The organism is Chlorogloeopsis sp. ULAP01, from assembly GCF_030381805.1.
GTDB lineage: Bacteria > Cyanobacteriota > Cyanobacteriia > Cyanobacteriales > Nostocaceae > Chlorogloeopsis.
On record NZ_JAUDRH010000005.1, the window covers coordinates 180574 to 206852 of the forward strand.

Sequence of the window (26279 nt, forward strand, 5' to 3'; positions counted from 1 at the left end):
CCCGTTTCTGCTTATCCCCGCGTTCCTCTCTCCTCTTCCTAGCCTGCTAGCAGTTAACACTCAGGTACATCAAATTCTCTGACGCCATGAATCTGATTTGGTTTCTTTTGCGCTCATCTTGGCTTAATGTAGCGATCGCAGGAATAGCAGGCTCAATCAGTGGTGTTTGTAATGCTGCTTTGATTGCATCAATCAATACTGCAATTGTTGCTAGCAATCCTGAGTTGAGTCAACTTTTTTTGAAGTTTCTGGGGTTAGTAGTTGTTGCTCTTGTCACAAATATAATCTCTCAGTTTCTGCTATCAGGTTTATCCTATGAAGCAGTATATAAATTGCGCTTGCAACTCAGTAATTGGATTCTTGCTTGTCCTTTACGACATCTTGAAGAGCAAGGAGCAAATCGAATTCTTGCCACCTTAACCGAAGATACTAACGCGATCGCTGACACAATTGCTGTTGTTCCCTTTTTATGCATTGACTTTGCCATTGTTGTCAGTTGCCTGGTGTATCTTTGCTGGCTTTCTTGGAGTGTTTTTTTAGTAACTGTGGGATTGCTAGTAGGAGCAATGATTTGCATTCAGCTTTTAGTTGCAACAGCTTATGGATTACTAGAACGCGCCCGTGAAGAGCAGGATCGTCTTTTCAAACACTTTCGTGCTATCTCAGACGGGATCAAAGAGCTAAAATTGAATGCTCAACGCCGCCAAGCATTTGTGGCTGATAACCTGCAAAGGACAGCAGCTGCATCGCGTCGCTACGACACCACAAGTATGAGAATTTTGGGTGTTTCTCTTGGCGTTAGTCAATTACTGTTTTTTGTAATTGCTGGTTTTCTAGTTTTTGGATTGCCAAGGTTTACATCCGTTGATGTTACAGTTTTGTCAGCATATATCTTAGTCGTCACTTACTTAACTGAACCACTGCAAAGAATTTTGCAAATACTACCCGGTTTAAGTCGTGGTAGTGTGGCGTTGCAGAAAATAGAAAAATTAGGCTTGTCGCTCGCGAGCCGCTCTGAAGAGATTCTTGCTCAAGAGAGCGCGCTCCACTTCCGAAAACAAATTTGTCTTGTGGATGTTTATTACACTTACCAGCAGGAATCAGGAGAAAATTTTACACTCGGCCCTATCAACTTAATTTTTCACCCTGGTGAACTCATCTTTATTATCGGCGGTAATGGTAGTGGAAAATCAACGCTTGCGAAGTTGATTACAGGTTTATATATTCCACAATCAGGAGAAATTTTATTAGATGAGCAGCCAGTAACGGATAAAAACAGAGAACAATATCGCCAATTATTTTCTACTGTATTTTCCGATTTTTACCTGTTTGAGCAACTTCTGGGCATTGCCTCGGATATTCTAGATACAAAAGCTCAGAATTATCTTGAGCAGTTTCAGCTAGATCAAAAAGTCAAAATTGACGGCGATCGCTTTTCTACAATCGAATTATCGCAAGGTCAGAGAAAGCGATTAGCATTGCTAACAGCATATTTGGAAGATCGTCCAATTTATCTGTTTGATGAATGGGCAGCCGATCAAGATCCATCTTTTCGAGAAAAATTCTACAATCACCTTCTTTTAGAACTGAAGCGTCAGGGAAAAACAGTACTGACAATTACTCATGATGATCGTTACTTTCACTTAGCTGATCGGATGATTAAACTAGATTACGGAAAGTTAGTTTGAGAGTCTAAAACAGCGATCGTTAGTCTCATCATTTAATCACTCTGGTTGGGCAAACCACCACAAATAGCATTACTTATCCAGCAACCATTTCACTCTTGCCTACCCTCAAATGCTGCCAAAATGTCTTCCGGCAAGGGAGCGTTAAAGTCTTCTGGCACGATGAAATGTCCTCGACTTGCCCTAAACTATTTCGTCAGGTTTGGTATACAGTTTTGCCGACATGGAGTGTTTTGAACCGTGCTAAAGATTTGTTAAATCGCTTTAGTCTTTCTTATTGGGATGCCATGATTGTTGCTGCTTGTTTGGAAGCAAATGTTCAGACTCTTTACACTGAGGACTTTGGATACTCAAAAATTGATGAATTGGGTATTGTCAATCCATTTAAAATCTCTTGAGTTGGCACGGCATAACAATCTTATTGCGGTGGGCGATGGTGTGACGGAGGCGATCGCTCTACAGTTAAACTATCAGAGGTATATTCCTAAAGCAATTGAGGTTTAACAAATGAAAGTTAGATCTGCTAATCCTGATGACGTGTCGCTGATTTTCTCGTTCATCAACAAGAAAGCAGAATTTGATCGCAATCTTGGTGCTTTTACTGGCGAGTTGCAGGTATCTGAGGAAAAAATACGCAAAACACTTTTTAGAGCAGTTCCTTTTTCTTACGTTTTGTTTGCAGAAACTTCAGAGTGTGAAGTCGGATTCGCTTTGTATGGATTTAGGTACTCATCATTCGCAGGGCAGCCGAGCATTTGGCTGGATGATTTATATGTGGATGAACAGATCAGAAGTCAGGGAGCCGGAGCAGCATTAATGAACCATCTTGCCGAAATTGCCAAGAAAAATGACTGTTCCCATCTGGCTTGGAATGCTGATGCTCGCAATCTTCGCGGATTGAATTTTTATCATCGCTTGGGTGCGAAGATTACAGAACAGAAAGGTAATCGCTGTTTTTTGATGTGGATACCGTAGTCAACGGTATAAAAAGTGGTTATTTTCAATTATTGCCTGTATTGCCTGCGCAGTTAGCTGAATATACTACTACAGGTAAGACAGGAAATTTTATATTTTATTTAGATTTTATTCAAAATGTTGCTATTTATGACAATCTAAAGGAAAGAGCCTTCAATCTCTCTGTTAAACTTTTATGTCGGATGCCTGGACAATACTCATTATTGATGACAGTGCAGCAGATCGGAAGATCTATCGTCGATATCTTTTGAAAGACGCTCAACAGTCTTATCAAATTTTAGAGGCAGACTGTGGAGAGGATGGACTTGCTTTATGCCAAAAAATACAATGCAATTTGATGCTGCTGGATTTTTGTCTGCCTGATATGAGCGGGCTAGAATTTCTAGATCGTCTCAAGCAGCAAAGATTAGAAATTTCCATTCCTGTGATTATGTTGACAGGGCGTGGCGATGAAGAGATAGCTGTGCAAGCGATGAAAAAAGGTGTTCAAGATTATTTAGTCAAGCAAAACTTGACACAAGACGTACTGCAACTAGCAGTTCGCAATACCATCAAGCAATCGTACTTGCAAACGCAATTGCAAAAAACTCAGGAGCGGCAACGTCTAATTGCCATGACTGCTCTGAGAATTCGTCAGTCTTTAGATTTGGAGCAAATTTTACATACAGCCGTAACAGAAGTACAGCAACTCCTAAAATGCGATCGCGTGATGGTATATCAGTTCTTACCAGATCAAAGTATTGAGATGATCGCCTGCTCAAGTCAGTCACAAATGGCGAGCGATGGTAAAAATATCGAAAATATCTACTTTGAAGTTGAGCGATCGTGGAATGAGTTAGCCACTAATGCTAGTAATCCTCATTCTCAATCATCAAAAAATTGTCAGCAGGTGGAATCAGATTCAACAATTTGTTGCATCTGTCAATATGCAATCATCAAAACGAATGAGGCTAACTGGAATCATAACTGTTCCAACCTGCTAGAATTATCAAACAGTGGGGCAAATCAGGTAGTTCCCATCACCCTCAGTAACAACGAACAGCTAAAGCGCAAACCTTGGGGCTTTTTGATGGCTTGCCAATGTTCTAGCAACCAACATTGGCAAAGCGATGAATTAGAGATTCTCCATCAAGTATCAGTGCAGTTAGCGATCGCGATCCAGCAGGCGGAATTGCTTGCTAAAACTCAAGCTGCTCTTGTCAAAGAAAAGCAACTCAATACATTTAAATCCCAAATTATCACCACCATTTCTCACGAATACCGAACACCGCTAGCTTCCATCTTGGCTTCAGCATCAACACTTAAGCAAAATAAAGATAAGCTAGACGAATTTAAACAACAAAGATTCTTGGAAATTATTGAGCAGAAAACACGTCATCTATCCAAACTAGTAGATGATATGCTCGTCATCGACCAATTAGAATTGGACAAAGCCAAATTTAAGCCTATTTTATTAGATTTACGCCAACTTTTCTCTGACTTACTTGAAGAACAACGGCTAACAGCAAGCGATCGCCACGAATTGATTTTTAGAAATACAGGCAATCATCAAGGTTTCTGGGGCGATAGAGGACTTTTACGGCTAATTTTTTCCAACTTAATATCTAACGCAATTAAATACTCACCGCAAGGAGGCAATGTAGAATTCCATCTCATCAACAAAAACTCACAAGTGGTTTTTTACGTCCAAGATGAGGGAATTGGTATACCGATACAAGATCGGGCAAATTTGTTTCAATCCTTTAGCCGTGGCAGTAATGTTGACACTATTCCTGGAACTGGTTTAGGGTTAGCTATTACCAAAGCTTGTGTAGAGCTACATGGTGGCAGTATTGCACTAGAAAGTCAAATCGGGCAAGGAACCAAAGTTATAGTTAGCCTACCAAACCAACTTAGTAAAAATCTTGCGATACCTTCGCTTCACTCCTAACCTCATATTAACTTGATTGGATTTCTAGCTTACTTATATTATTTATTACGTTAAACTTAAAAAACAATAAAACGGCCTAGATACAGAGAACACGGAGAAAAGCCAGAAAAGTATTTTGTGTAAATCCTGTTTAAAATCAGCAGAATAGCAGTATAAATAAGATTTTTCATGAATCAGGATGGGAAAGCTGTCTTAAAAATACGTAAAAATTCTTACCTATATTAAAAATATTTAAGTATTACCACTTATTTTTATTTTGCATAGAACAATAGTATTGCGGTAATTAAAGTAATAAATTTAACCATATGCTCAACCCAAAGCAATAACTTTGCACGAAATTAGCTTTCAGAAATTTTCAGGTTAGTTGCTGTAGGAAAAGATGTAACTACACAAAATCTATTTTTCAGAAATTTTCAGATGAACCGCTCAGGAGAAAGCGTGAAATGAAACTACAAGATTTTCTAGGGACGGATACTAAATATGGCTTGGAAGCGATCGCTGATGATGTCGAGTTAGCTCGTCAGATTCAGGTAATATTAATAGGCTTAAGTTTGCTTGAACCTCCAGCCGATGGCAAATTTGGGCCAATTTCTGTTGCCGCACTCAAAAAATTCCAATCTCTGACAAATACCACAGAAACAGATTTTATCGGAGCAGCCACAGCCAAGAAACTAATTGAAACTAAAAAGGAGGATCTTCCTCAACCTCCCTTAAAGCTAGGTAACGATCTTGCCAGCAGGATTGTGAAATATATGCAGGCAATGAATTATCAAGTTTTCACCGGACTAAAAGAATACAACATTGTTTATGTAGAGGGAATGAATGGAGACGGAAGCCTCAACAAAGACTACAAAAACGAATTTAACGACCGACGGATTGTAATTGAAATAGTTGATGGTGTACCCAAAATAGTAGATCACTGGCAAGCCACCACAGAACCAGGCGCTCATTACACCTACAATCCAATGAATCCAGCTGGCGCTGCCAGAATTCAATTTGGACAATACAAAGCTTGGGCGATTGGATCTCATGGCAACGCAGATCGTCACGAAGCGTTAATACAGGTAATGCCAATTACCGTTTGCCGCGATTTCAACAAAGACTTTAAACGAAGTGGTGATAAACTTGATACTGGTCTTTTCTTGATTAATCAACACTGGGGTTATGATGCTCCTAGTAATGATATTAAAAATGCCAGTGCCGGCTGCTTAGTGGGACGTATGCGCCAAGGACACCGAGAGTTCATGGCAATAATTAAACAAGACCGACGCTACGTAGCTAACAATAACTATGTTTTCTATACTACTGTCATTCCTGGAGATGAATTAGTCAAAAAGTTTCCAGCTACAGCCCGTTAAGTAAATTTATTTAAATTATTACTAATTCAGAATTCATAATTCAATTTGCAAATTGTGAATTACGAATTAAAAATATTTTTAAATTCACATCAAAACTCCTACCAAAAGTCCACCAGCCAAGTCTACAAACTCTCGTTACCAGGTTCAACCTGGTATCGAGAACTAGAGCCGGAGGCTCTTTACAAATTAAAAATTTTTTTAAACAGTTGAAACCGATTCTGGAATAGATACTTCTAACTTTAAACAGTTTCCACCATTTACCTGCAACTGATACTCCACCTTGTCCATCAGCCGATGCATAATCAGCCAACCATAACCACCTTCTTGTTTATCTGTCGGATCGGGAGCCAAATAATCAGATAAATCGAAGCCTTCTCCGCGATCCCAAATTTCTACAGCGATATCGCGCTCTTTAAGTTCCAAACGAATTAACACTGGTAAACAAGGCTGATCTTTATGGGCATGACGTACCACATTAGAATATGCTTCTACTAATGCCAACCTTAACCGACTCGATTGCCTCGGCCAATCAATAGATTCTTTGAGTTTAACTTCCAAGCATCCTAACAACCAGTTTTCTACGATGCTTAGAAACTTTAAATCACTTGGTACATTCAGCTCACTTTTCATTACTTATAAAACCTCTAGTGAGAGTATAGTTTGATCGTCTTCTTGAATGTGGTTGTCGGCTTGGATGCGAGCTAGTAAACTGTTGAGAGAAAGTGGTTGGGTTTCCTGTTGCAAAAGTTGCCAAAGCCCCTCTAGATTCAGCATCGAGCGTTGACTTGGCTTGATACCATTGTTTAATTGTTCTAATGAATTTATATTTTTGAGAACAGTTGCTTCAGTAATACCATCACTGGTTAGTAATAGAGTTTCTCCAGAAGTGAGAAACAATTGCCCGAAGCCTGCTTGCCACTTAGGTAAAATTCCCAAAGGAATACCACGAATCTTGAGGTAATTAGGGTTTTGGGTTAAGGTTTTGCGAGACCATAGTAGAGGGTATATATGCCCAGCATTTGCATAAACTAATTCCCTAGTGACAGGAGTATATCGAGCTAGGAAGAGGGTAATAAAATAATTGTTACTAATTAAATCTTCAGCTAGGGCATGGTTGAGATTTTCCATCACTGCATTCGGCATTGCTGGCGTTTGTTGAGATAATTCGCGGCGCAATACCGAAATGACACTCGCCATAAATAAAGCAGCTGGCACACCTTTACCAGAAACATCACCCACTGCTATCCACAAATCACCTTGGGGGTGAACAAATACTTCAAAAAAATCTCCTCCCACTTCACGAGCGGGATAACAACAAGCTTGTACCTTTGCACCTTGAATCTCAGGTAAACTTTGACGCAGCAGGTTGTTTTGAATTTGACGAGCAACCTCCAACTCTGCCCGAATCTGTTCTTGTTTTTCCTGAAGCCTCTGGTAGAGTTTGGCTTGAGACAGAGCTAAAGCTGCTTGTTCGGCAACTCCTGCTACAAGCTCAATATCTTCATCTTGCCAAGGGCGATCGCGTTCCCACTCAAACAGAGCAATCACTGCAAGTAGATGTTGCTGGTAAGTAAGTGGTACTGCTAGCTGGTAACAAAGCCCATGTTCATGAGTAGATTGATTTTGTTGGTAATGATGGCTTTCTAGAACTTTTTCAATTAAATGATTAGAACTGAGCGAGTTACATAAAGGAGTTTTGGAACTAAGATAAGAAAACTCAGCAGATGTCAGACAATTATTTTCTATTGGCCTAAGTAAACAATAGCTAGTTTCAAAAGTTTGGCCAATGATAGCAACAATCTTTTGCAGCATACTGGAGTAGTCTAATGACTCTTGAATTGCTGTTGTCACTGCATTAAATAAAGATTCTCGCCGCAAAGCACGACTTAACTCTTGAGTGCGTTTTTTGACTACGCGATATGTATCTACTGCTTGCTGAACAATTATCCGTAACTGCTCTGGTTTCCAAGGTTTGGTGATATATTTGAAAACTTGACCAGAATTAATCGCATCTACCAAATCTTCAACATCGGTAAATCCCGTTAGTAAAATGCGAATCGTATCAGGAAAGCGCTCCACTGTCAGCCTCAAAAACTCTGTACCATTCATGTTTGGCATTCTTTGGTCAGAGATGATTATGGCCATTTCGCCTTCTTGATTTAGAATTTCAAAAGCACTCAGAGCATTACTTGCTTTATATACTTGAAAATCTCGTCTAAAAGTGCGGTAGAGCAACTCTAAGTTATCCGGCTCGTCATCTACCACCATAAGTTTAAGTTTTGCTACATCTGTCTCGGTCATAGGTGGCTTTCATTTCCGGATACTTAAATAGCAAATTTGTGTAATTTAAATTACATTTGACCATCAATAAACAGCTAGATAGATCTAATTCAAAATAACCGATTCTTTTTTAACACATATTTTGCTTACAGTGATAAATTTACGTATATTTTCCTCAACAGTGACCACACCATAAATCCAATCTATCCAACTAATCCAGAGCGCAATGCCCGGACTGCTGCTTGAGTACGATCATCGGCACATAGCTTGTTTAAAATATTACGAACATGAGTTTTGACTGTGCCAACTGTGATGTAAAGCCTTTCCGCAATTACAGCGTTGCTGCAACCTTCAACAATCAATTGCAATACTTCTAATTCCCTTTCTGTAAGAGTATAGGGATCGATCATCTCTTCATTATTTTCTACTGCTTCCGAACTTGGAGCAGTCGTTGTTGTGGTTTTAGAATCTGTTGCTAATACTTCTGGCTTGTGTTGATTTTGTCGAGCCTGTTGCAAAACAATGCGAGCGATCGCTGGATCGATCCAGGCATTACCGTTGTAAGTTACGCGCACAGCTTCCAGCAAATTATCAAACTTGATATCTTTCATGCAGTAAGAATCTGCACCGGCAGCAAAAGCTGCTAGTACTGCCTCTTTATTATCTCGTAGCGTCAAAATCAAAACCTTCGTTGATGATTCTTCCCCTGTCAGGAAAGATTTTACCTCTCGCGTCAGTTCTATACCATCTTTATCTGGTAAACCAATATCTATAATTGCAATGTCAGGTTGTAACATTTTTAACAACCTAAGCCCATCCGCAGCGTTGGCAGCTTCTCCTACAACTTCAATTTCATCCTTTTGCTGTAGTGCTGTTCTAATACCTACACGAGTAAGGTCATGGTCTTCAATTAGTGCCACACGAATTTTGCTCATTGTTTATTTCTGCCCGTCGTACTCTTCACTGTAAAATTGAGTTTACTAAAAAGTTTTAGGATGTGTAGTTTAAAGATATTGGGTTCTTTGTAAAAAAGATATAGGGGGTGTTTGAGAAATAACATCATCCTTGGTCTTACTGTCAGTGATAGAGATCACTGTCCGAGTATGATTTTTTATCTACACAATGCCCCATATCAATAGATTTATTCTGCGTTTTATGAAATTAATGAACTCACAATGCAAAATAACATAAGCTCTATCCAATATACTGCTGGGCAGGGGATAGTAAATAGATCCTGCTTTCTATATACTTTGACGCCTTATGCCCTCTATCCTTTTTGAATACTTTATATTTTAATCTGAATATGTTTACTAATTCTTTGTGTTTTTTTTAACTAAAAAATGTTTAATATTTTCAGTATACTGAAGCAATAATCTATTTATAATCTATGTTCAACATAGACAGCTTATAGATTTATGCATTTTTATAGAGTATTTTTTTATGCTAGAATTTAAATAAATAAGATTATTTAAAAAAATTTGTTAAACTATCGTTCAATAAACTTTATGGTGTGAGGCTACTAAAGAATAGGCTATGTCTAAACCGCCTAAAGTATTTTCAGTGTTAGGGCTACCAGTTCATGTCATGACTGATTATCCAGGCTGGCTGCTAGAACGCCTGCAAAAAGGAATGGGAACTCATGTAGTAACCCTGAATGCAGAAATGACTATGCAGGCAGAGCAAAATCCATCCCTAGCTCAAGCAATCAAAAACGCGGAGCTAGTAATTCCAGATGGAGCAGGGGTAGTTCTATTTTTGCAGTGGCTGCGGCGGCAACAAGTGCAACGCACTCCAGGAATTGAACTTGCAGAAACGTTACTGCGAGAAATTGGAAAACAACGAACAGATGCAAAAGTATTTTTCTATGGTGGAGCACCTGGAGTAGCTGCCAAGGCAGCAGAGTATTGGCAGGCTCAAATCCCTAGCTTATTTGTAGCAGGTACTCATTCAGGTTTCCATTCTCAGGTAGAAGTCGAACAATTGCGACAAACTCTTTTCCAAATTCAACCACAAGTGATTTTTGTGGGCTTGGGTGTGCCACGTCAAGAATTATGGATCGCCGAGAACCGTCATTTGTGTCCCCAGGCAATTTGGGTAGGAGTTGGTGGTAGTTTTGATATTTGGTCTGGTACAAAAAATCGTGCTCCAGCTTGGTTGGGAAATAATCATTTGGAATGGTTGTATCGTCTGTATAAAGAGCCTTGGCGCTGGCGGCGGATGTTAGCTTTACCCAAGTTTGCTCTGAAATCTTTAGTTTATGGTCTGACAGCAAAAGAAGTAATCAGCTAACAACTACCCTGAACACTTTAAAACCGATTAATCTTTGAGATGCGTTAAGTATACCTTAACGCACCATTTTGCTCTAAATGATCTCTTTCTTTACCTTTCATATCAAATCCGAATCGAATACCCCCTTTTACCATACACCCTGGAAGCCTGTGGCTATACAAACCAAACCCACCTATGCGGGCTATACAAAAAAAGGGATTGAAAAACTGGATTTGGTATATACATAAAATCTACGAGTAATTATAAATCTGGCATAGAAAATACCCACCGCTAAATTTTGTAAACAATTTTGAGTATGAAGTAAAATTCCTGGTTTGTAATTGGGAATCCTTATTTTGTAACTAATTTCAGGGTACGAGGAAATATCAGCAATGCCAGCAGTAGAATCAAAGGCAGCGACTGAAAAATCTGTTCATCTTCAAGACAGTGACACTCAACAGCCCAGTAATAGCGCTGCGGCAATGGTGCAATTGCGTTCTGTTACCAAAACATATTCCCAGGGAAATAGTGTCCTCTTAAATGTGAATTTGTACCTCAAATCGGGAGAATTTTTGTTTATTACAGGGGCAAGTGGTTCTGGTAAATCTACGCTCTTGAAACTGCTCTACGGACAGGAGATACCAACACAAGGAGAAGTAATAGTTGATCAATGTAATACCAAGGTTTTGCGAGGCGATCGCTTATCATTATTGCGACGACGCATCGGCATTGTCTTTCAAGATTACAAATTAATTCCTCAGAGGACAGTCGCAGAAAATGTAATTGTCGTATTGCAAGCACAAGGATACACTCGCAAAGAAATTCAACGGCGTTTAGAACCAACTTTGAAGTTAGTAGGTTTGCTGAATAAAGCTAATTGCTTCCCCGATCAACTTTCTGGAGGAGAACAACAGCGAGTAGGCATAGCAAGAGCGATCATTGGGACACCACCACTGATTTTAGCTGATGAACCAACAGGGAATCTCGATCCTGATAATTCCTGGCAAGTGATGCAAATTTTCCAAAAGTTGAACGCCTTCGGAGCAACTGTAATTGTTACAACTCACGATGAACACTTAGTGCGGCGTTGCAATCATCATGTCATACAAGTCCGAAATGGACAGTTACATCAGATATAGTCAAGAGTAATTAGTCATTGTATCGATAGGGGCGGGTTTGATTGATGATCTTTGGGTTGAAACAGACAATTTATCTTTTAAACCCATCCGTACAGTAGTTAGTATAGACGCGATTAATCGCGTCTATACAATTGTTCTCACACTTAACAACTAACGCGACTCTTACTTTTAGTTTTGGTTGGTATTTTAATTGCAGTTGCAGCTGGTGAAAGGATTTGTAGTTGTTCTAAAGCTTGCAAACTCTGAAAAACTGCCTCTCTAATTGCTGGTTCTTCTTCCTGACGCAGAAGAAGTTGTAAGCATTCGGCAATGTTTTGCTGTTCACAGAAGTCAACGCGTTTACGAGTGGACAATTTAGTAATCTGACGTACTGCCACTAGACGCTTGAGCGGATCTTTTTCTGTTAAGTTTTCTACTAACCGATCTAATTGATTTTCCTCTTGAAAACCATAGAAGTTAACTATCTGCCACACCACCAAAATTAGAGTGAATAGTGTCCCTAAACCTTGCACAATCAAACCAGTAGCAATCCAAGGACTGTTGGCATCAAACCAGATGGCAGTTGCCATGTACGTGCTAATGCAAGCCATTCCACCACAGGAGACTGCGATCGCTAACCTATGACTGGGACTATTTAAAAATTTCCGAATCTCAGACCAGCGCAACTGCCAGTTCCAACCCTGGATCGAATAAGTTAATATCATTATCCCAATACCTACACTGCTAGCTAATAGCAGCTTCCAATTCCACAACAGCATAGCGATCGCTATTGTCAGGAATCCAAGCACGCCTCCTGGTCCTTGAAAGCGTTTTAGAGCTATATTTTTTGTGGCTCTTAACTTGAACTCCGGAAGCTTCCCGTTAAAAATTTGGTCAATTACTTGCTGCCAAGAAGACGAAGCCTGTGCCACGGTATTTACCCACTTGATTGTAAATTTATTATTTGTAGTATTTTTTACATCTATTGATAGATGTAATCGATTTAGCAATAGCCTCTACCTAGAATACATGAGCTAGAGGATGTGCCACAGATTTTATCACTGAGTTTTTCAACTTTTAAGTTTAAACAGAAATTAAGCTCATTTCGTTCCTAGCTTGAAAGAGGCAGTCCCAATGAAACAGGTTTCACAAGCCTTGATGAAAAACCTCACCCCGTCCTGTCGGACACCCCTCTCCTTGCTAAGGAGAGGGGCAGGGGGTGAGGTGACTTTCAAGTCAGAGGGCAGAAGGGAACCCACCCTTATTCATAGTGGGATTGTGACAAGGAAGATTTATACATCGCTGCAAGCAGTGCCAGTATAATTGTTGTTCAAACTGGGCTTTAAACCCAGAACCAAAGTATTAATTAGTACTTTCAACCTTCTGCTTCTGCCACGGCAGGTGCTACAAGGGAGCGGAGCCTCCAAGGGCGCACTGCCTCCTCGACCCTCTGCCTTTCCTTGTAAAAAAGTGAATTTCTGTCTGTTGAGATAGGTAGGAAGACAGAAAGCGTGGGAAAGTAGGGAGGAATAACAGGACAAGGGGAGAGAACAACTAACTACTGTGCGGGAGGCAGCGCGCCCTTGCGGAGCCAGTGCGGTGGTGAGCCAGCGCGCCCTAGCGGCTACCCGCAGGGTAGCCGCTTCGCGTCTAGTGCCGACTTGTAGCGACTGGCGAAAGGGTTCCCCGGCATAAAGGAGCCAGTGCGGTGAAGCAGCCCCCGTCTTGGCGGTTCCCGGCGATGGGGGACTGCTGTACGCCCTTGGCGTTCCCTTTGGGTACCCGGAGGGTGGACGGGTTCCCCGGCATAAAGCACCTGGCGTCGGGTTAAGCGCGTTGAAGCACCTGGCGTCACCTGGCGTCGGGTTAAGCGCGTCGAGTGCGACTGCCGTGCGGGTTTAGCAGACAATTTCTCGGTTTTAAACTAAAGATCATCAGTAAAACCCGCCCCTACCGACAAATGACCTATGACTAATGACTATGTTTCAACCACCAGGATTTGAACAACGCTCCGTAATTACTCCTCTTGGTAGAGTGGTATACTATACTGCCATCGGTTCGCCTTGGCAAGATGAAATGAATGTGAGCCAAGACAAAGATACTTTGGTATTCTTACATGGATTCGGTGGAGGATCTTCTGCGTATGAATGGTCAAAAGTTTATCCAGCATTTGCCGCAGAATACCGTATTCTCGCGCCAGATTTGCTCGGTTGGGGGTTCTCCTCACATCCAGCACACAATTACACAATTGAAGATTATTTGACAACAATCCGTGAATTTTTGCAGCAGACTTGTGATGGTGCAGTAACTGTAATTGCTTCTTCTCTAACAGCAGCCTTGACAATTCGATTAGCGATCGCCCACCCAGAATTATTCAAGTCCTTAATTCTCACTACACCCGCCGGATTAGCTGATTTTGGGCAAGACTCACGTAGCTTGTTTACCCAATTAATAACGATTCCCGTGCTTGATCGAGTGATTTACAGTACTGGGATCGCGACTGAGGCGGGTATTCGTAATTTCTTGGAGCAACGACAATTTGCCAATCCGAATCGAGTCTATGAAGAAATTGTTCAAGCTTACTTAGAATCTGCTAGACAACCAAATGCAGAATATGCAGCACTATCTTTTGTGCGTGGTGACTTGAGCTTTGATTTATCGCTTTATATTCAGCAGTTAACAATTCCCACTGCCATAATTTGGGGACAAAAGTCACAATTCACTGGGCTAGAAGTTGGTCGTCGCCTTGCTCAAATGAATCCACAAGCGATAAGATTTTTTCAAGCACTAGAGGATGTAGGCTTAACACCCCAACTAGAATTGCCAGGAGTTACCATTGGCTTCATTAGAAAATATTTACCTTTGCTGAGTCAATCGCCAACAACAGTAACTTACTGATAACTCAATTCATCGTAGAGCGTCAGATTGATATGGGGTTATGTAACTACGAAATGCCCAAACAGTATATGACGTAGGGTGCGTTACGCTTCACTAACACTCCCTACCTAAATTATTTCAAAAATAAAATATGAGTCTTATGTAACTCCGAAATACCCACACAGTCTACCTTGAGCACCAGATTGGAAATCAACCACTAAAAAGTAACTAATACCTGATAATTTATTAGTAATATCGCTGGGTTTGTTAAGTGTTACATCACTGACAAAGCCAGCTTTTTGTCATGTTAGAATCGGACTATTCTTACTAATTCCGACCGGGTTACTGGGATTAATTAAGCCGAATGGATGTCTTATCAATCCAGGCTTCGGCAGTTATTGATGCTTTATTGAGAATACTACACAACTGCAATGGTTAAATCTGCTCCTCCACCGATCACCAGCCGTAAGCCTTCCAAAGTAGAAGGACTCAAGGAACGCAGTAATTTTCTGCGCGAACCTGTCGCTACAGAAATACTTGAGGATACAACACATTTTAGTGAAGATGCGGTGCAAATCCTCAAGTTTCACGGCTCTTATCAGCAGGATAACCGGGATAATCGGGTCAAAGGACAGGAGAAAGATTATCAGTTCATGCTGCGGACAAAAAATCCAGGAGGCTATGTGCCGCCGCAGCTATATCTAGTTTTAGATCGGCTGGCTGATGAGTATGGCAATCATACATTGCGTGCCACTACTCGCCAAGGATTTCAGTTACATGGGATTTTAAAGAAAAACCTAAAAGCAGCGATCGCCGCCATCATTCAAAGCATGGGTTCAACACTGGGAGCTTGTGGTGACTTGAACCGCAATGTAATGGCACCTCCGGCTCCCTTCAAAAACAAGCTTGAATATCAGTATGCCTGGGAATACGCCAATAATATTGCGGAACTACTGACACCGCAAACAGGTGCCTATTATGAGATTTGGCTGGATGGAGAGAAGGCAATTAGTGCCGAAGAAAATCCAGAAGTCAAGGCAGTAAGGCAACGTAATGGAACCGGAACTATATTCCACGATCGCGAAGAACCAATCTACGGTACTCACTATATGCCACGCAAGTTTAAAGCTTGTGTGACAGTTCCGGGTGATAATTCGATTGATTTATATACCCAAGATCTCACCTTGGTAGTAATTACTAACAATGAGGGAGAATTAGAAGGATTTGATGTTTTTGCTGGCGGTGGTTTAGGACGAACCCATAATAAAGAAGAAACCTTTGCCAGAACAGCAGATCCAATTTGCTATGTGGCGAAGGAAGATGTTTACGATCTTGTCAAAGCCATAGTTGCTACTCAAAGAGATTATGGCGATCGCACAGACCGCCGTCACGCCAGGCTAAAATATCTCATCCACGATTGGGGCGTTGATAAGTTTCGGTTGGTAGTCGAAGAATACTTCGGCAAGCCAGTGGAACCCTTTAAACCACTGCCAGAGTGGAAATACCGCGATTTTCTGGGTTGGAATGAACAAGGCGATGGCAAGCTGTTCTTAGGCATTTCTATCGATAATGGGCGAATCAAGGATGAAGGAAACTTCCAACTAAAAACAGCTTTAAGAGAAATTGTTGAACAGTATAACTTGCCGATCCGCCTCACAGGGAACCACGACGCGATCCTGTATGATATCAAGCCCCAGAACAAGCAAGCCATCGAAGATATTCTTAACCGTCGCGGTGTTGTCACTAATCCCGGACAAATAGATCAACTAGCACGTTACTCAATGGCTTGTCCGGCTTTGCCTACTTGTGGCTTGGCAATTACTGAATCGGAGCGAGCAATACCGGGATTTTTAGAACGCATCCACGCTTTGTTAGATAAAGTTGGTTTGAAAAATGAGCATTTTGTGGTGCGGATGACTGGATGTCCTAACGGTTGTGCTCGCCCGTATATGGCGGAACTTGGTTTAGTGGGTAGTGCTCCCGAAAGCTACCAAGTGTGGTTGGGTGGTTCGCCCGATCAAACGAGATTGGCAGAAGCTTACATCGACAGGCTGCATATTAATGATTTGGAAACTTTCCTAGAGCCGATTTTTGTTTTCTTTAAAAAGTCACGCAAAAAGGGTGAAAGCTTTGGAGATTTTTGCAACCGGGTTGGTTTTGAAGCGATTCGGGAGTTTGCTAACTCTTACAAATCCAGATCTGTCAACTATGTAGGTAAAGCACGTCACCGCATCACTGTTCGAGATGATGTTTATGATGTGCTTAAGGAAGCTGCCGATTGCCAAGGCAAGTCGATGACGGATTTGGTAGATGAGGCACTCAAACTTTATTTAAAGGCACAATAAACGGCTTTTAGTTGAGATTTGATTCTCTCTCCACAGAGATTGGCATTAAAAAATAAGTGAAAAATAAAAATTGCTGCATTACAAATAATGGTGCAGCTTTTTTATTATTCTCATTGATTCCTGCAAGGAGACAAAATGCGGTTGGCGTTCAAAAAAATCAGTGTTTGGAGCAAGATGCTTTACCTGGAGTAGCGTTCGCGTAGCGTACCGTAGGTAATCGCAGTTGCCCTAGTTCCACCTTTAAGTGTGGTTAGCATTGGCTTAGGAGGTAGTTCACAGTCAGTTGCTACTGGTGCTACTGTTTTGTTCTTGGCAAACTTAACTGGTATTATTTTTAGCGGTACTCTAGTTTTTATTGCTCAAGGCTATGGCTCCTTGGAACGAGCGCGTCAAGGTTTAATAATCTCTATTGGAGCTATATTGCTCTTGGGTTTGCCCTTGGGTTTTTCGCTAGCAAATGTATTGATCAAAGAACAAGCACGCCGTAGCATAAATTATTTGTTATCCCGCAAAAGCCTTACCTTTTCTAGTACAGATATTCGTGATATTCAAATCAGACGGCAAGGCAGAGAACTTGTATTTAATTTGGAAGTAGCAACTGCATTAAATTCAATTTCTGAGAATCAGGTTAATTTAGTTAGGGATTTTCTCGAACAGAATTTAAAAAGACCGATAAATTTAAATGTGCGGATAATTCCCATCCAGGAATTTTTCTCCCCTGCTTCCGGAACTTAAATTGGCATGGCTCAATTACAAAGAATAGTGATCGCATCTTCCCAACTCCAGCCAGAGCAAATAATACTGACATCTGAGCAACAGCATTATCTTTACAGAGTCTTACGCCTGCGCGAGGGCGATCGCTTTATCGCTATGGATGGAATGGGTAAATGGTGGTTGGCACAGCTAGCAGGGGCGCAAGCAAAAATTTTAGAAACCCTCTGCGTCGAGACTGAGTTACCTGTAGCAATTAGTCTTATCATCGCTTTACCAAAGGGTAATGCCTTTGACGAAGTAGTCAGAATTTGCACTGAACTGGGAGTAGCTACTATTGCTCCAGTTGTAAGCGATCGCACTTTACTTCATCCCAGTCCCCAAAAACTAGAACGCTGGCGGCGCATAGCCAAAGAAGCTGCTGAACAATCAGAGCGTGCGATTGTGCCTGCAATTTTAGAACCAGTTTCCTTTAGCGCTGCGATCGCATCCACTACAGCTACTCATCGTTATATTTGTGAAGCACGGGGCAGTTATCCTCATTTAAAAACAGCTATTAACGAAGTTTCGCCAACATCCCAGATTGTGATCGCGATCGGCCCTGAGGGAGGATGGACACAGACAGAAATTGAAAATGCACTTGATGCCGGATTTCAACCTGTTTCCTTGGGAAAACGTATCTTAAGAGCCGTTACAGCCCCAATTGTAGCTTTATCCTTAATTACCGCAATTTATGAAGTATAAAGGATATATCTTCTCAAAATAAAAGCTAGGGTGAATCACTGAAAATGTAAGCACCCTAACATTAAAAACCACATAACAAACTGATACATGATTGATTTAGTTGCCACTGCTTTCGAGCAAAAAGACTATCGCACTGCCGCTAAATTACTCAAACAACTTTTAAAAGAATCACCAGAAAATCCTTGGGTGCAATTTTATGTTGGACGTTTGCATGAAGTTTCAGCAAAGCGGCAAGAAGCGGAAAAAATCTATCGGCAACTGCTGCGCGATACAACCAACGCCAAGATAGTGACGCAAGCAAGACAAGGTTTACAACGCTTGCAGGAACTTGAAAAAGAAGAAAGAAAACGCGCTATCATCCAAGCAACCGCTAACTCCGACAACAGTAAACTCGGTGTATTAATCTTAGAACCGATCAGCAATGAACTGAAAACCCAAGCTGCACAAAAACTAGCCCAAATTATGCAGTTAGATTTCTACAGTGCCAGGCTACTGCTACCTAGTCGAGGTTGGCGATTGTACCGTAGTGGTGCGATCGGAGAATTAGAATTTTATGGCAAGCAGTTAAAAAAAGCTGATATTCCCTGCTTTTGGGCAAAGTTAGCAGATATAGAAAAAATACAGGTTTTTCACGTCAACTATTTTGAAGAATATACTTCAAAAGTCACCGTTGTTTGTCGCAATCAAGATAACCAACTTGGTTCTCTTTGTTTTGATTGGTTAGAAGTCAAAGGGAGAGTACAGGGACTATTACCTATTTTTGAAGAGGTTGTAGATCGAGATGTACGCGGTAAGTTAGAACGCAAAACTCAAACCCAAGATTACTTCCAATTTTGCGATCTATATATTCCTGGAAGGAATTGTATTTTAAGACTTTACGACAAAGGTTATAAGTTTCAACAAGGAGTAGAAATAGCTCCCCAAACTGGCGAAAACACAATCAGAATAAATTGGAATAATCTACTCTCTTTGATTGATGAACAATTACCTCAAGTCAAAATTTGGTCAGATTTCACAAGTTTTGCAGAAACAGCTTTAGATCAAACAGAAGTGCTAGATAATATTGAGCCTCATATTCACTTATTTCGGAGGGAAAAAACTAATTGGGATACGGCATTTCATTTGTATAGTGGGTTAGTATTTTTGACTCTTTTAAAAGCTAGAGTATGATAATTTTTTGTTTATGCAAATTCCTATTTTTAGTCTGTCTAACTGACACACTCTGACATTTTAAGAACTGAATTAAATTAAAGTTCTTAGTATAATAGTGAGCCGCTTAAAACCCCTATTAAGAACGGTAAACTGCTGACTACGAACAAACTCTAATCTTACAGTTAATTATTTCCACCTACTTAATATAAATTATGTACGAGTTATGGAATAATAAACCGCAGATAACATAGAGGAAAGAAGATTTTAGGGAGATTTTGCGTAAGTTCTAATTAAGTAAATTAGCTTGCTTAACCCAGTTAATAATAGTGTTATGATTTACGCCTGTTTCCCGTTCTATGGCACGAAAACCCATGCCGTTTAGGTGTAGCAGGAGACATTGCTTTCTAATTTCATCAGAATATCCTTTAGGTGAGTAATATTCTACAAATTGACGACTACATTGACGACATATATAGTTTTGCTTACCACGTTTGCGACCATTCTTGCTAAAATGACTAGATTCACAGTAAGGGCATTGCATCCTTGGATTATGCAATTCTTGAGAATCATTAATATTGTTTAAAGGATGGATAAAGTCAATCAGACTCTCAATAAGGTGTTCTTGCTCTGTAGGAATAATATCACTGTGATAGGGGATATTTTGAGCGATCGCGAAATATATTAATGTCCCCATCAAAACTTTGGCTGCTGCTTGTGGATCGCGAAATTGACATCCAAAGGCAGACTCAAAGTAGTGAGTTAAATTCTCAATTAACACTTTTTCGACATTGCTAACAAGCAACCGTGCTAAATTTGGGAAGCGCCCAGATTCTGTAATAGTCAATACAATAAATCTAATAAGCTGCTGGTCATCCATGATACGATCTAGCAAATTTATTGCTAAACGACACACGGTAAGACTAGGCTCTGTTTCAAGCGAGTGAAAGTCTTGAAAATTAAATAACTTTTCTTGAGTAAATCGCTGGAGCGCAGCAGTGAATAATCTTTCTTTATCCTGAAAGTACTTATAGACTGTCGCTTTAGAAACCCCTACTGCAACTGCAACTCTATTTATGCTTGTGGAAGCGTAGCCATGTTCTAAAAACTCTTGCATGGCAGCCTCCAAAATCGCTTCTGCTGTCTCTGGTGGTTCCCAGTGTTCTAGTTGATTCTCCATCATTCTCTAAGCACGCATCCTCATAGATGTATAAACTTGCCTTTCATACCTCAAGGCACCCTTAACTTTTTGTTACAGAATCAATAGTTGTTTTCACCCAATATCAATCACATATCAATCAAATATTAATCTTGTAACGCTAAGTTTTTAAGGGGTTAAAGTCACGAAAAGCTGACAAAGCGATCGCTGGGTTAAGAAGAAGACACGGAGATAAGGAGAAGAATTGCTCCCTTGGCTTGTAATTCTCAGACAGAATTAATTACACACTTCTGTCTGTTTTCCAGACTGGAGCTTGGAAAAGCATTGATTGAGGCTGTACCTCCTGTTCATGAGCCAGAGCCTCCAGTTTTCATCTTTATTTTTCACAACCACTCATACTAATTCTCCAAAAAGCGGTTAAAGATAATGACGCGGGGATTGATGTGTAGCAAAATTTTAGAGAATTGGTATTACAAATTTGAATTGATTACTGCTATGGCAATTTCTCTTTCTCAACACAAAAAAATGTAGAGACACAAAAACTTGCGTCTCTACAATCACCAAATAATTAGCAGAGTAATAGATTAAATTAACCCACTCATTATTCTGTTGTGATCAAACTATTTGTTAAACTTACTTATTGGGATTGGGAGTTTTTACCTGACGCGCCATCTCCAGGAAAGAACTCATATTTGCTCCTGGACGCCGACGACCATTAGTACTGTTAGGTATTAAATATTTTGGTGCAAAGGTAGTTTCTTTTGGCTGTGACTTAATTACCTTGGCAGCTTCTGCCGAAGCTTTTTCAGACTTAGGCTGTACTGTGACGCCCTCAGCAGTTTGCACTAACTCCACTTTGGCTTTGGCTGGTTGAGCAGAAGATTTTGCCCCATTTTTTGCCTCTGGTGCAGCAGCAGCTGGTTGTGCTGGTTTTTTACCGTTGGCTGTAGCTGCACCTTTAGAAGCAACAGCTTTTTCTGCATCAGCTTTAGTCGTGGTAGCGCTTTTAGAAGCAACAGCTTTTTCTGCATCAGCTTTAGTGGTAGCAGTCACTTTCTCAGCAGCCGTTTTTGCCGTATCGGTTACTTTCTCAGCAGCCGCCTTTGCTGCATCAGAAACTTTCTCAGTAGCTGCCTTTGCTGCATCAGAAACTTTCTCAACAGCAGTCTCAGCCTCTTCTTTTAATTCGAGATAGTAACCATTGTTTTTTTTCTTGCCAGGGAGAAGCCCAGTAATAAATTTCATAATCCCAGTGATTAAGTTTTTGATAAAACCGAACATTACTATTGCTCCTGTCTTTTATACCTGAAATTCGAGTAAATTGATTAAAAATTAGGGAAATTTCTTACATCTATTCAAGATACTGTTCGCATATCCCTTGTTTGCGCCATGCAATTTAGTTTTCAGTCGCAAGCTTATGAATGACAAACAAATCTTGTCTTGTCACTGCAAACAGCAAATACTATCAACTATTTGATCTTAAATGCTTGGAATATTGTTAATACTCACAATTAATTATTAAATTTTTCTGGATCTAAGAGCAATATTCTCAAAGCTTGTTTAACAAAAGTTAACATTAACTTTCAGTAAACGTATATTAGAGAGGGTCTGGCTGAGAGTGTAACCAGTAGAGTTAGTGTCATAGTCGATATTGTAGATACCAATAATACTTAGTTAGATTTTTCCCAGATTGTATTAATACTTATTTAAACTTTACACATGAAGAAACAGACTTCTCAGCGCAATCCGGTGTTATTGGTACATGGCATTTTTGATACAGGTCGAGTTTTTGAAAGAATGGTACCGTACCTGACACAAAGGGGCTGGGTTGTTTACGACTTCGACCTTACACCCAATAATGGTAATGAGAGTCTTGATAAACTAGCCCAACAAATTGCCAACTACGTAGAGTGTAATTTTCCACGAGAGCAACCACTTGATTTAGTGGGCTTTAGTATGGGTGGAATTGTGAGCCGTTACTATGTGCAGCGGCTGGGAGGAATTAGCCGTGTACAAAGGTTTATCACTATTTCCGCACCGCATCGTGGCACTTGGATTGCTTATAGCCATCAAGGTGTAGGCTGTGTACAAATGCGTCCAGATAGTGCTTTTCTACAAGATTTGAATCGGGATGTTCTCATGCTTAAGCAGCTGAATTTCACCTCTATGTGGACACCTTATGATTTGATGATTGTCCCAGCCAATAGTTCACAAATGCCTTTGGGTCGAGAAGTGATAATACCAGCATTAGTTCATGGTTGGATGATCACAGATACTAGATGTCTGGCGGCTGTAGCCGATGCCTTGGCAGAACCTGTTCAACATATTAGTGAGGATCGCCAATTTGAACATACTCCGCACTTCCGAAAATCGCCTCAGAGTAACGGTAATACTTGAACTCCATCAGATTGTAGAACGGATCTTCTAAAAAGAAAGTGCGATGTTCTAGTGGAGTATCGACATAACGATGCTTAGGTTCTTCTCTAAACAATAATTGTCGCTCTTGTGCTCTGGTCAGTAAATATTCCCAGTCCGCTTTTGAGGTAAAAATTAATCCAAAATGTCTAGGATAGATACCGCGTTGAGATGTCAGGTTTTCCTTTGTAACGTGAGCCACTAGTTGATGACCGTAAAGGTTGAGGATTAAAGCATGGCGATTTTCTCGACCGGGAATACAGCCTAATCCTTGAACATAGTATGCTTTTGCTTGGGCAATGTCTGTAACTGGAAAGGCAAGATGAAATATAGTTTGGTTCATTACTTTTTACCTATAAATATTAACAACAGATAAAACCCCAGATTGAAGTAGTTGGGCAAAATTAAATTTATGAGTGGAGGTAGGGAACAGGAAACTCTTAATATGATTGGGGAAAAAATGTGTGTAATTTGTGTAATTAATTCTGTCTAGGTATTTATCTGTGGAGTCAATCCACAATCTAAAATTAAATGACCAGTAACATTCTATTTCCTTGGCAACAAGAAGCTGTGATTTACCATAGTCAGCGTTTACTCAAAAGTTTTCACTATTGGTTGGGATATTCTTTATTAGATGTTAATGGCTCACCAGAAAAAATAGCCCAAGCATTATTCCAAGCGCCTTTTGTCTTAGCCTCTCATGATACACAAGCAGATCCGATTTTAAACTATGGTAATTGCAAGGCTTTGGAACTATGGGAACTATCGTGGGAGGAATTTACCCGTATGCCCTCACGGAGAACAGCTCAACAAATGTTACAACAGGAGCGCGGTCGCCGATTAACTGATACAGTCACCAGAGGATACAGTAAGTTTCCTGCCATTCGCATCACTAGTACTGGTAAGCGTTTCCAAATAGAAGAAGTTATTCTTTGGAATGTCCTAGACGAAGATGAGCGCTATTGTGGTCAAGCAGCTATGTTTTCTAACTACAAATTTATGACATAACTACTTCAATTTTGCCTGCTTCTAGCCGACAGTTCAGCGTGTGGTTGATCTTGAATTTCTAATTCTCCCCCAGACAAAGCAACTAAAACCGTAGGTTGAGCTATAGGAACTGTGATATCGGCACCATTGATAATAGCTCCCACTAGCCTTAGTTCAGATTCTACTAATTCATCTATGGTTTCACCTAAAATATTTTCTTGTGTATGATTTGGTCGCGTTACTAATACTATGCCATCGCAGTAAGGTTGGATTAATAGAGCATCATTAGATAAATTGATAGGATTTGTATCCAAGATTACAAAATCATAACGTTCGCGAGCATCTGCGATTAAATGTCGCAATTCGCTAGACTCAAGAACAGCAGCAGGTTGACGTACTGGGCCAGGGCTAGGAACAATGTATAAATTTTCTACATTGGGAACTAAGTGGATACATTCACTCAAACTGCCGTAATAGTGCAAGGGTTCAAGATTGGCATCGGCATCAAGAGTAACTTTAAGGGATTGACTACGAGAAGGCGATCGCAAATCTGTTTCTACAATCAAAGTACGTTTACCAGCACGAGCGGAAGCTATGCCCAAGTTATATGCACTCACTGTTTTCCCTTCAAAACTGCTGGTACTGGCAATTAGTACAACTTTTAAATTTTTCCCTCCAATACGGCGTAAATTACTGCGGAACTTTTCATAAAACTCTAAATAGGGAGAATCTAAAGCAAGCACTACCGACAGATCATCTGGCGACAAATTCTGGAAAGCCATTAAAGGCAACTCTCCCAACACAGTAACTTCCCGTTGCTTGAGACTATTGCGGATATCCTCTTTAGTTTTGAATGTGTCTTCTAGTGATCCTAATAAAAATATAACTCCACCACCTACTATTAATCCTAAGAAACCACCGATAGCAAGGGTAGCGAACACACTTTTTGGAGGTTTGACATTAGCAATAACTATAGGCGCTCTAGCAATACTGAGACTACTAACGGTTTCTGCTTCTGCTGTTTGAGCATCACTGAGCTTCGCTTGCATTTTGTCATAAACGGCTTTTTTGAGTAATACTTCTTGTTCTAAACGCGATCGCTCCAGTTGCTTATTAGGTATCAAAGAATATTCTTGTCGCAATTGCGCTTCTTCCTTAATCAACGACGATAGTTGTTGCTGCAATGTCTCGCGTTGGGTTTGCAAAGTAACTAACTGGTTTGCGAGTAACTGTCGAGATGGATCTAAGTTCATTTGAGTACGGATATCTGTTGTACTACCTAGAGGAGCAGCCCTACCGCCTCCGCCGACTACCTCATTTGCACGTTGTTGTAACAATTTTTCATAGGCTTCCTTTTGGCGTCGCAACTGAATCATTGTTGGATGTTGAGCACGAAAATCTCTTCTGTAAATCTCAATTTGAGTTTCAACTTGATAAATTTGCGAGCGCAAGCTAGCAATAATTGGATCGGCACTCAAAGCAGAAGAAACATAAGCTTGGTTGACAGTTAATCCCAGCTTTGCTTGTAAACTACGAATTTGGGCATCGATTCCAGCAAGTGTGAGTTGAATTTGCCGTTGCTGGTTTTGGCTACTAGTAATTCCGGCTAATAAACTACCATTCTCAGCAGCTAGAATTGCTGGGCCTTGAATGCGATCGTACTGTTCCAGTCTCTTTTCAGCAACCTCTAATTCTCGTTTAGTCGGTGGTAGGCGATCGTTAATTTTTTTAATAATTGCTTTTAATCTTCCAGTATTAATCTCACCACTCAACTTAACCATTGTTTCCATCAATAACTGCACTGTTTCTTGAGCGCGCTTTTTATCAGAATCCTTGTACTTCAGCTCAATTATTGTAGATTCTAATTCTCCTGTTTTGCTTTTTTTCGGTAGACTCAAAGCAACATTCAAACCAATTTTTTGTGGTTTGACATTAATTTGTGCTGCCACAGTTTCAACAATTTGATCAGATAGTAAAACTTCTTGAGAAAGTTCTTGCCCTTGTTGGAGAATTTCACTACCAGTTGCAGAGAAAAAAACAGGTGGACTAGTGTAAGTCAAAGCACCATTTGCTACATAACTAGCAGGTGGTTCCGGCTGCATAGCCACCACCGTTGAACCAGCTACAACCAAAGCAAAACTGGTTAATCCAATCCACTTGTACTTCTCGAAAGCAATCAAATAACGTTTAACAATCGGTGGAGTCATTGGTTAATAGTTAATAGCTAATGGTTAATGGCTAATGGCTAATGGCTAGTGTTAGTGGTTGTTCTCCCACT

The 26279-nt window shown here is 40.4% G+C and carries 21 protein-coding genes and 3 pseudogenes; 14 read left to right on the forward strand and 10 right to left on the reverse strand.

From position 1 onward, the window contains the following. The first annotated feature begins 86 nt into the window (after positions 1–86). Positions 87–1688: a cyclic peptide export ABC transporter gene (locus tag QUB80_RS11415; RefSeq protein WP_289789625.1), complete on the forward strand. Its 1602-nt coding sequence runs from the start codon at positions 87–89 to the stop codon at positions 1686–1688. Positions 1689–1777: 89 nt separating this feature from the next. Here QUB80_RS11415 and QUB80_RS11420 read toward each other — a convergent pair. Beyond that, a pseudogene (locus tag QUB80_RS11420) lies at positions 1778–1881 on the reverse strand (type II toxin-antitoxin system Phd/YefM family antitoxin); the annotation flags it as partial. 311 nt (positions 1882–2192) lie between these two features. Between QUB80_RS11420 and QUB80_RS11430 the strand changes: the two are divergent. The 3 genes from QUB80_RS11430 to QUB80_RS11440 all read left to right on the forward strand — a co-directional run bounded on the left by QUB80_RS11430 (position 2193) and on the right by QUB80_RS11440 (position 5948). Continuing rightward, positions 2193–2660, forward strand: coding sequence for a GNAT family N-acetyltransferase (locus QUB80_RS11430; protein ID WP_289789626.1), 468 nt, complete (start codon positions 2193–2195; stop codon positions 2658–2660). 175 nt (positions 2661–2835) lie between these two features. After that, the gene (locus QUB80_RS11435; RefSeq protein WP_289789627.1) at positions 2836–4590 is read left to right on the forward strand and encodes a hybrid sensor histidine kinase/response regulator; all 1755 of its coding nucleotides are present in this window, start codon (positions 2836–2838) and stop codon (positions 4588–4590) included. Positions 4591–5033: 443 nt separating this feature from the next. Next, complete coding sequence (locus QUB80_RS11440) at positions 5034–5948, forward strand: peptidoglycan-binding domain-containing protein (RefSeq protein WP_289789628.1); 915 nt, start codon at positions 5034–5036, stop codon at positions 5946–5948. A 198-nt stretch (positions 5949–6146) separates the two neighbouring features. On the opposite strand, the gene QUB80_RS11445 is transcribed toward QUB80_RS11440, so the two are convergent. The 3 genes from QUB80_RS11445 to QUB80_RS11455 form a co-directional block, all read right to left on the reverse strand. Then, a complete protein-coding gene (locus QUB80_RS11445) occupies positions 6147–6578 on the reverse strand; it encodes an ATP-binding protein (RefSeq protein ID WP_289789629.1) in 432 nt (143 codons plus the stop codon). A 3-nt stretch (positions 6579–6581) separates the two neighbouring features. After that, entirely contained in the window at positions 6582–8249 is a 1668-nt protein-coding gene (locus tag QUB80_RS11450; protein WP_289789630.1) for a SpoIIE family protein phosphatase, read from the reverse strand. 182 nt (positions 8250–8431) lie between these two features. Further along, positions 8432–9163: a response regulator gene (locus tag QUB80_RS11455; RefSeq protein ID WP_289789631.1), complete on the reverse strand. Its 732-nt coding sequence runs from the start codon at positions 9161–9163 to the stop codon at positions 8432–8434. 598 nt (positions 9164–9761) lie between these two features. Here QUB80_RS11455 and QUB80_RS11460 point away from each other — a divergent pair. Together QUB80_RS11460 and ftsE are read left to right on the forward strand one after the other, a co-directional pair. Beyond that, positions 9762–10517 carry a WecB/TagA/CpsF family glycosyltransferase gene (locus tag QUB80_RS11460; RefSeq protein ID WP_289789632.1) on the forward strand — a complete coding sequence of 252 codons (756 nt, stop codon included), beginning with the start codon at positions 9762–9764 and terminating at the stop codon, positions 10515–10517. Positions 10518–10888: 371 nt separating this feature from the next. After that, positions 10889–11635: a cell division ATP-binding protein FtsE gene (ftsE, locus tag QUB80_RS11465; RefSeq protein WP_289789633.1), complete on the forward strand. Its 747-nt coding sequence runs from the start codon at positions 10889–10891 to the stop codon at positions 11633–11635. A gap of 143 nt (positions 11636–11778) precedes the next feature. On the opposite strand, the gene QUB80_RS11470 is transcribed toward ftsE, so the two are convergent. Further along, on the reverse strand, positions 11779–12546 hold the full coding sequence (locus QUB80_RS11470; RefSeq protein ID WP_289789634.1) for an armadillo-type fold-containing protein: 768 nt from the start codon (positions 12544–12546) through the stop codon (positions 11779–11781). 202 nt (positions 12547–12748) lie between these two features. Here QUB80_RS11470 and QUB80_RS11475 point away from each other — a divergent pair, with 202 nt between their 5' ends. From QUB80_RS11475 to QUB80_RS11500, 6 genes are all read left to right on the forward strand, one after another. Beyond that, positions 12749–12937: a hypothetical protein gene (locus QUB80_RS11475; RefSeq protein WP_289789635.1), complete on the forward strand. Its 189-nt coding sequence runs from the start codon at positions 12749–12751 to the stop codon at positions 12935–12937. A gap of 657 nt (positions 12938–13594) precedes the next feature. Further along, entirely contained in the window at positions 13595–14512 is a 918-nt protein-coding gene (locus QUB80_RS11480) for an alpha/beta fold hydrolase (RefSeq protein ID WP_289789884.1), read from the forward strand. Between the two features lie 410 nt (positions 14513–14922). Further along, positions 14923–16836 (forward strand): sulfite reductase, ferredoxin dependent, encoded by a 1914-nt coding sequence (sir, locus tag QUB80_RS11485; protein WP_289789636.1) that lies wholly within the window; start codon positions 14923–14925, stop codon positions 16834–16836. Positions 16837–17052: 216 nt separating this feature from the next. After that, on the forward strand, positions 17053–17571 hold the full coding sequence (locus QUB80_RS11490; RefSeq protein ID WP_289789885.1) for a DUF389 domain-containing protein: 519 nt from the start codon (positions 17053–17055) through the stop codon (positions 17569–17571). 6 nt (positions 17572–17577) lie between these two features. Then, entirely contained in the window at positions 17578–18291 is a 714-nt protein-coding gene (locus tag QUB80_RS11495) for a 16S rRNA (uracil(1498)-N(3))-methyltransferase (RefSeq protein WP_289789637.1), read from the forward strand. Positions 18292–18378: 87 nt separating this feature from the next. After that, a complete protein-coding gene (locus tag QUB80_RS11500; RefSeq protein WP_289789638.1) occupies positions 18379–19461 on the forward strand; it encodes a tetratricopeptide repeat protein in 1083 nt (360 codons plus the stop codon). Between the two features lie 286 nt (positions 19462–19747). On the opposite strand, the pseudogene QUB80_RS11505 reads toward QUB80_RS11500, so the two are convergent. From QUB80_RS11505 to QUB80_RS11515, 3 genes and pseudogenes are all read right to left on the reverse strand, one after another. Continuing rightward, positions 19748–19984: pseudogene (locus QUB80_RS11505) on the reverse strand (IS1/IS1595 family N-terminal zinc-binding domain-containing protein); the annotation flags it as partial. 459 nt (positions 19985–20443) lie between these two features. Continuing rightward, a pseudogene (locus QUB80_RS11510) lies at positions 20444–20623 on the reverse strand (TetR/AcrR family transcriptional regulator); the annotation flags it as partial. Positions 20624–21232: 609 nt separating this feature from the next. Continuing rightward, positions 21233–21880, reverse strand: a complete 648-nt coding sequence (locus QUB80_RS11515) for a hypothetical protein (protein ID WP_289789639.1) — start codon at positions 21878–21880, stop codon at positions 21233–21235. A gap of 438 nt (positions 21881–22318) precedes the next feature. Between QUB80_RS11515 and QUB80_RS11520 the strand changes: the two genes are divergently transcribed. Next, positions 22319–22996 carry an esterase/lipase family protein gene (locus QUB80_RS11520; protein WP_289789640.1) on the forward strand — a complete coding sequence of 226 codons (678 nt, stop codon included), beginning with the start codon at positions 22319–22321 and terminating at the stop codon, positions 22994–22996. On the opposite strand, the gene QUB80_RS11525 is transcribed toward QUB80_RS11520, so the two are convergent. Continuing rightward, entirely contained in the window at positions 22926–23357 is a 432-nt protein-coding gene (locus tag QUB80_RS11525) for a VOC family protein (RefSeq protein WP_289789641.1), read from the reverse strand. The genes QUB80_RS11520 and QUB80_RS11525 overlap by 71 nt on opposite strands. Positions 23358–23545: 188 nt before the next feature. Here QUB80_RS11525 and QUB80_RS11530 point away from each other — a divergent pair, with 188 nt between their 5' ends. Continuing rightward, on the forward strand, positions 23546–24022 hold the full coding sequence (locus tag QUB80_RS11530) for an MEKHLA domain-containing protein (protein ID WP_289789642.1): 477 nt from the start codon (positions 23546–23548) through the stop codon (positions 24020–24022). Between the two features lie 5 nt (positions 24023–24027). Here QUB80_RS11530 and QUB80_RS11535 read toward each other — a convergent pair whose 3' ends face one another. Next, positions 24028–26208, reverse strand: a complete 2181-nt coding sequence (locus QUB80_RS11535; RefSeq protein ID WP_289789643.1) for a GumC family protein — start codon at positions 26206–26208, stop codon at positions 24028–24030. Between the last annotated feature and the right edge of the window lie 71 nt (positions 26209–26279).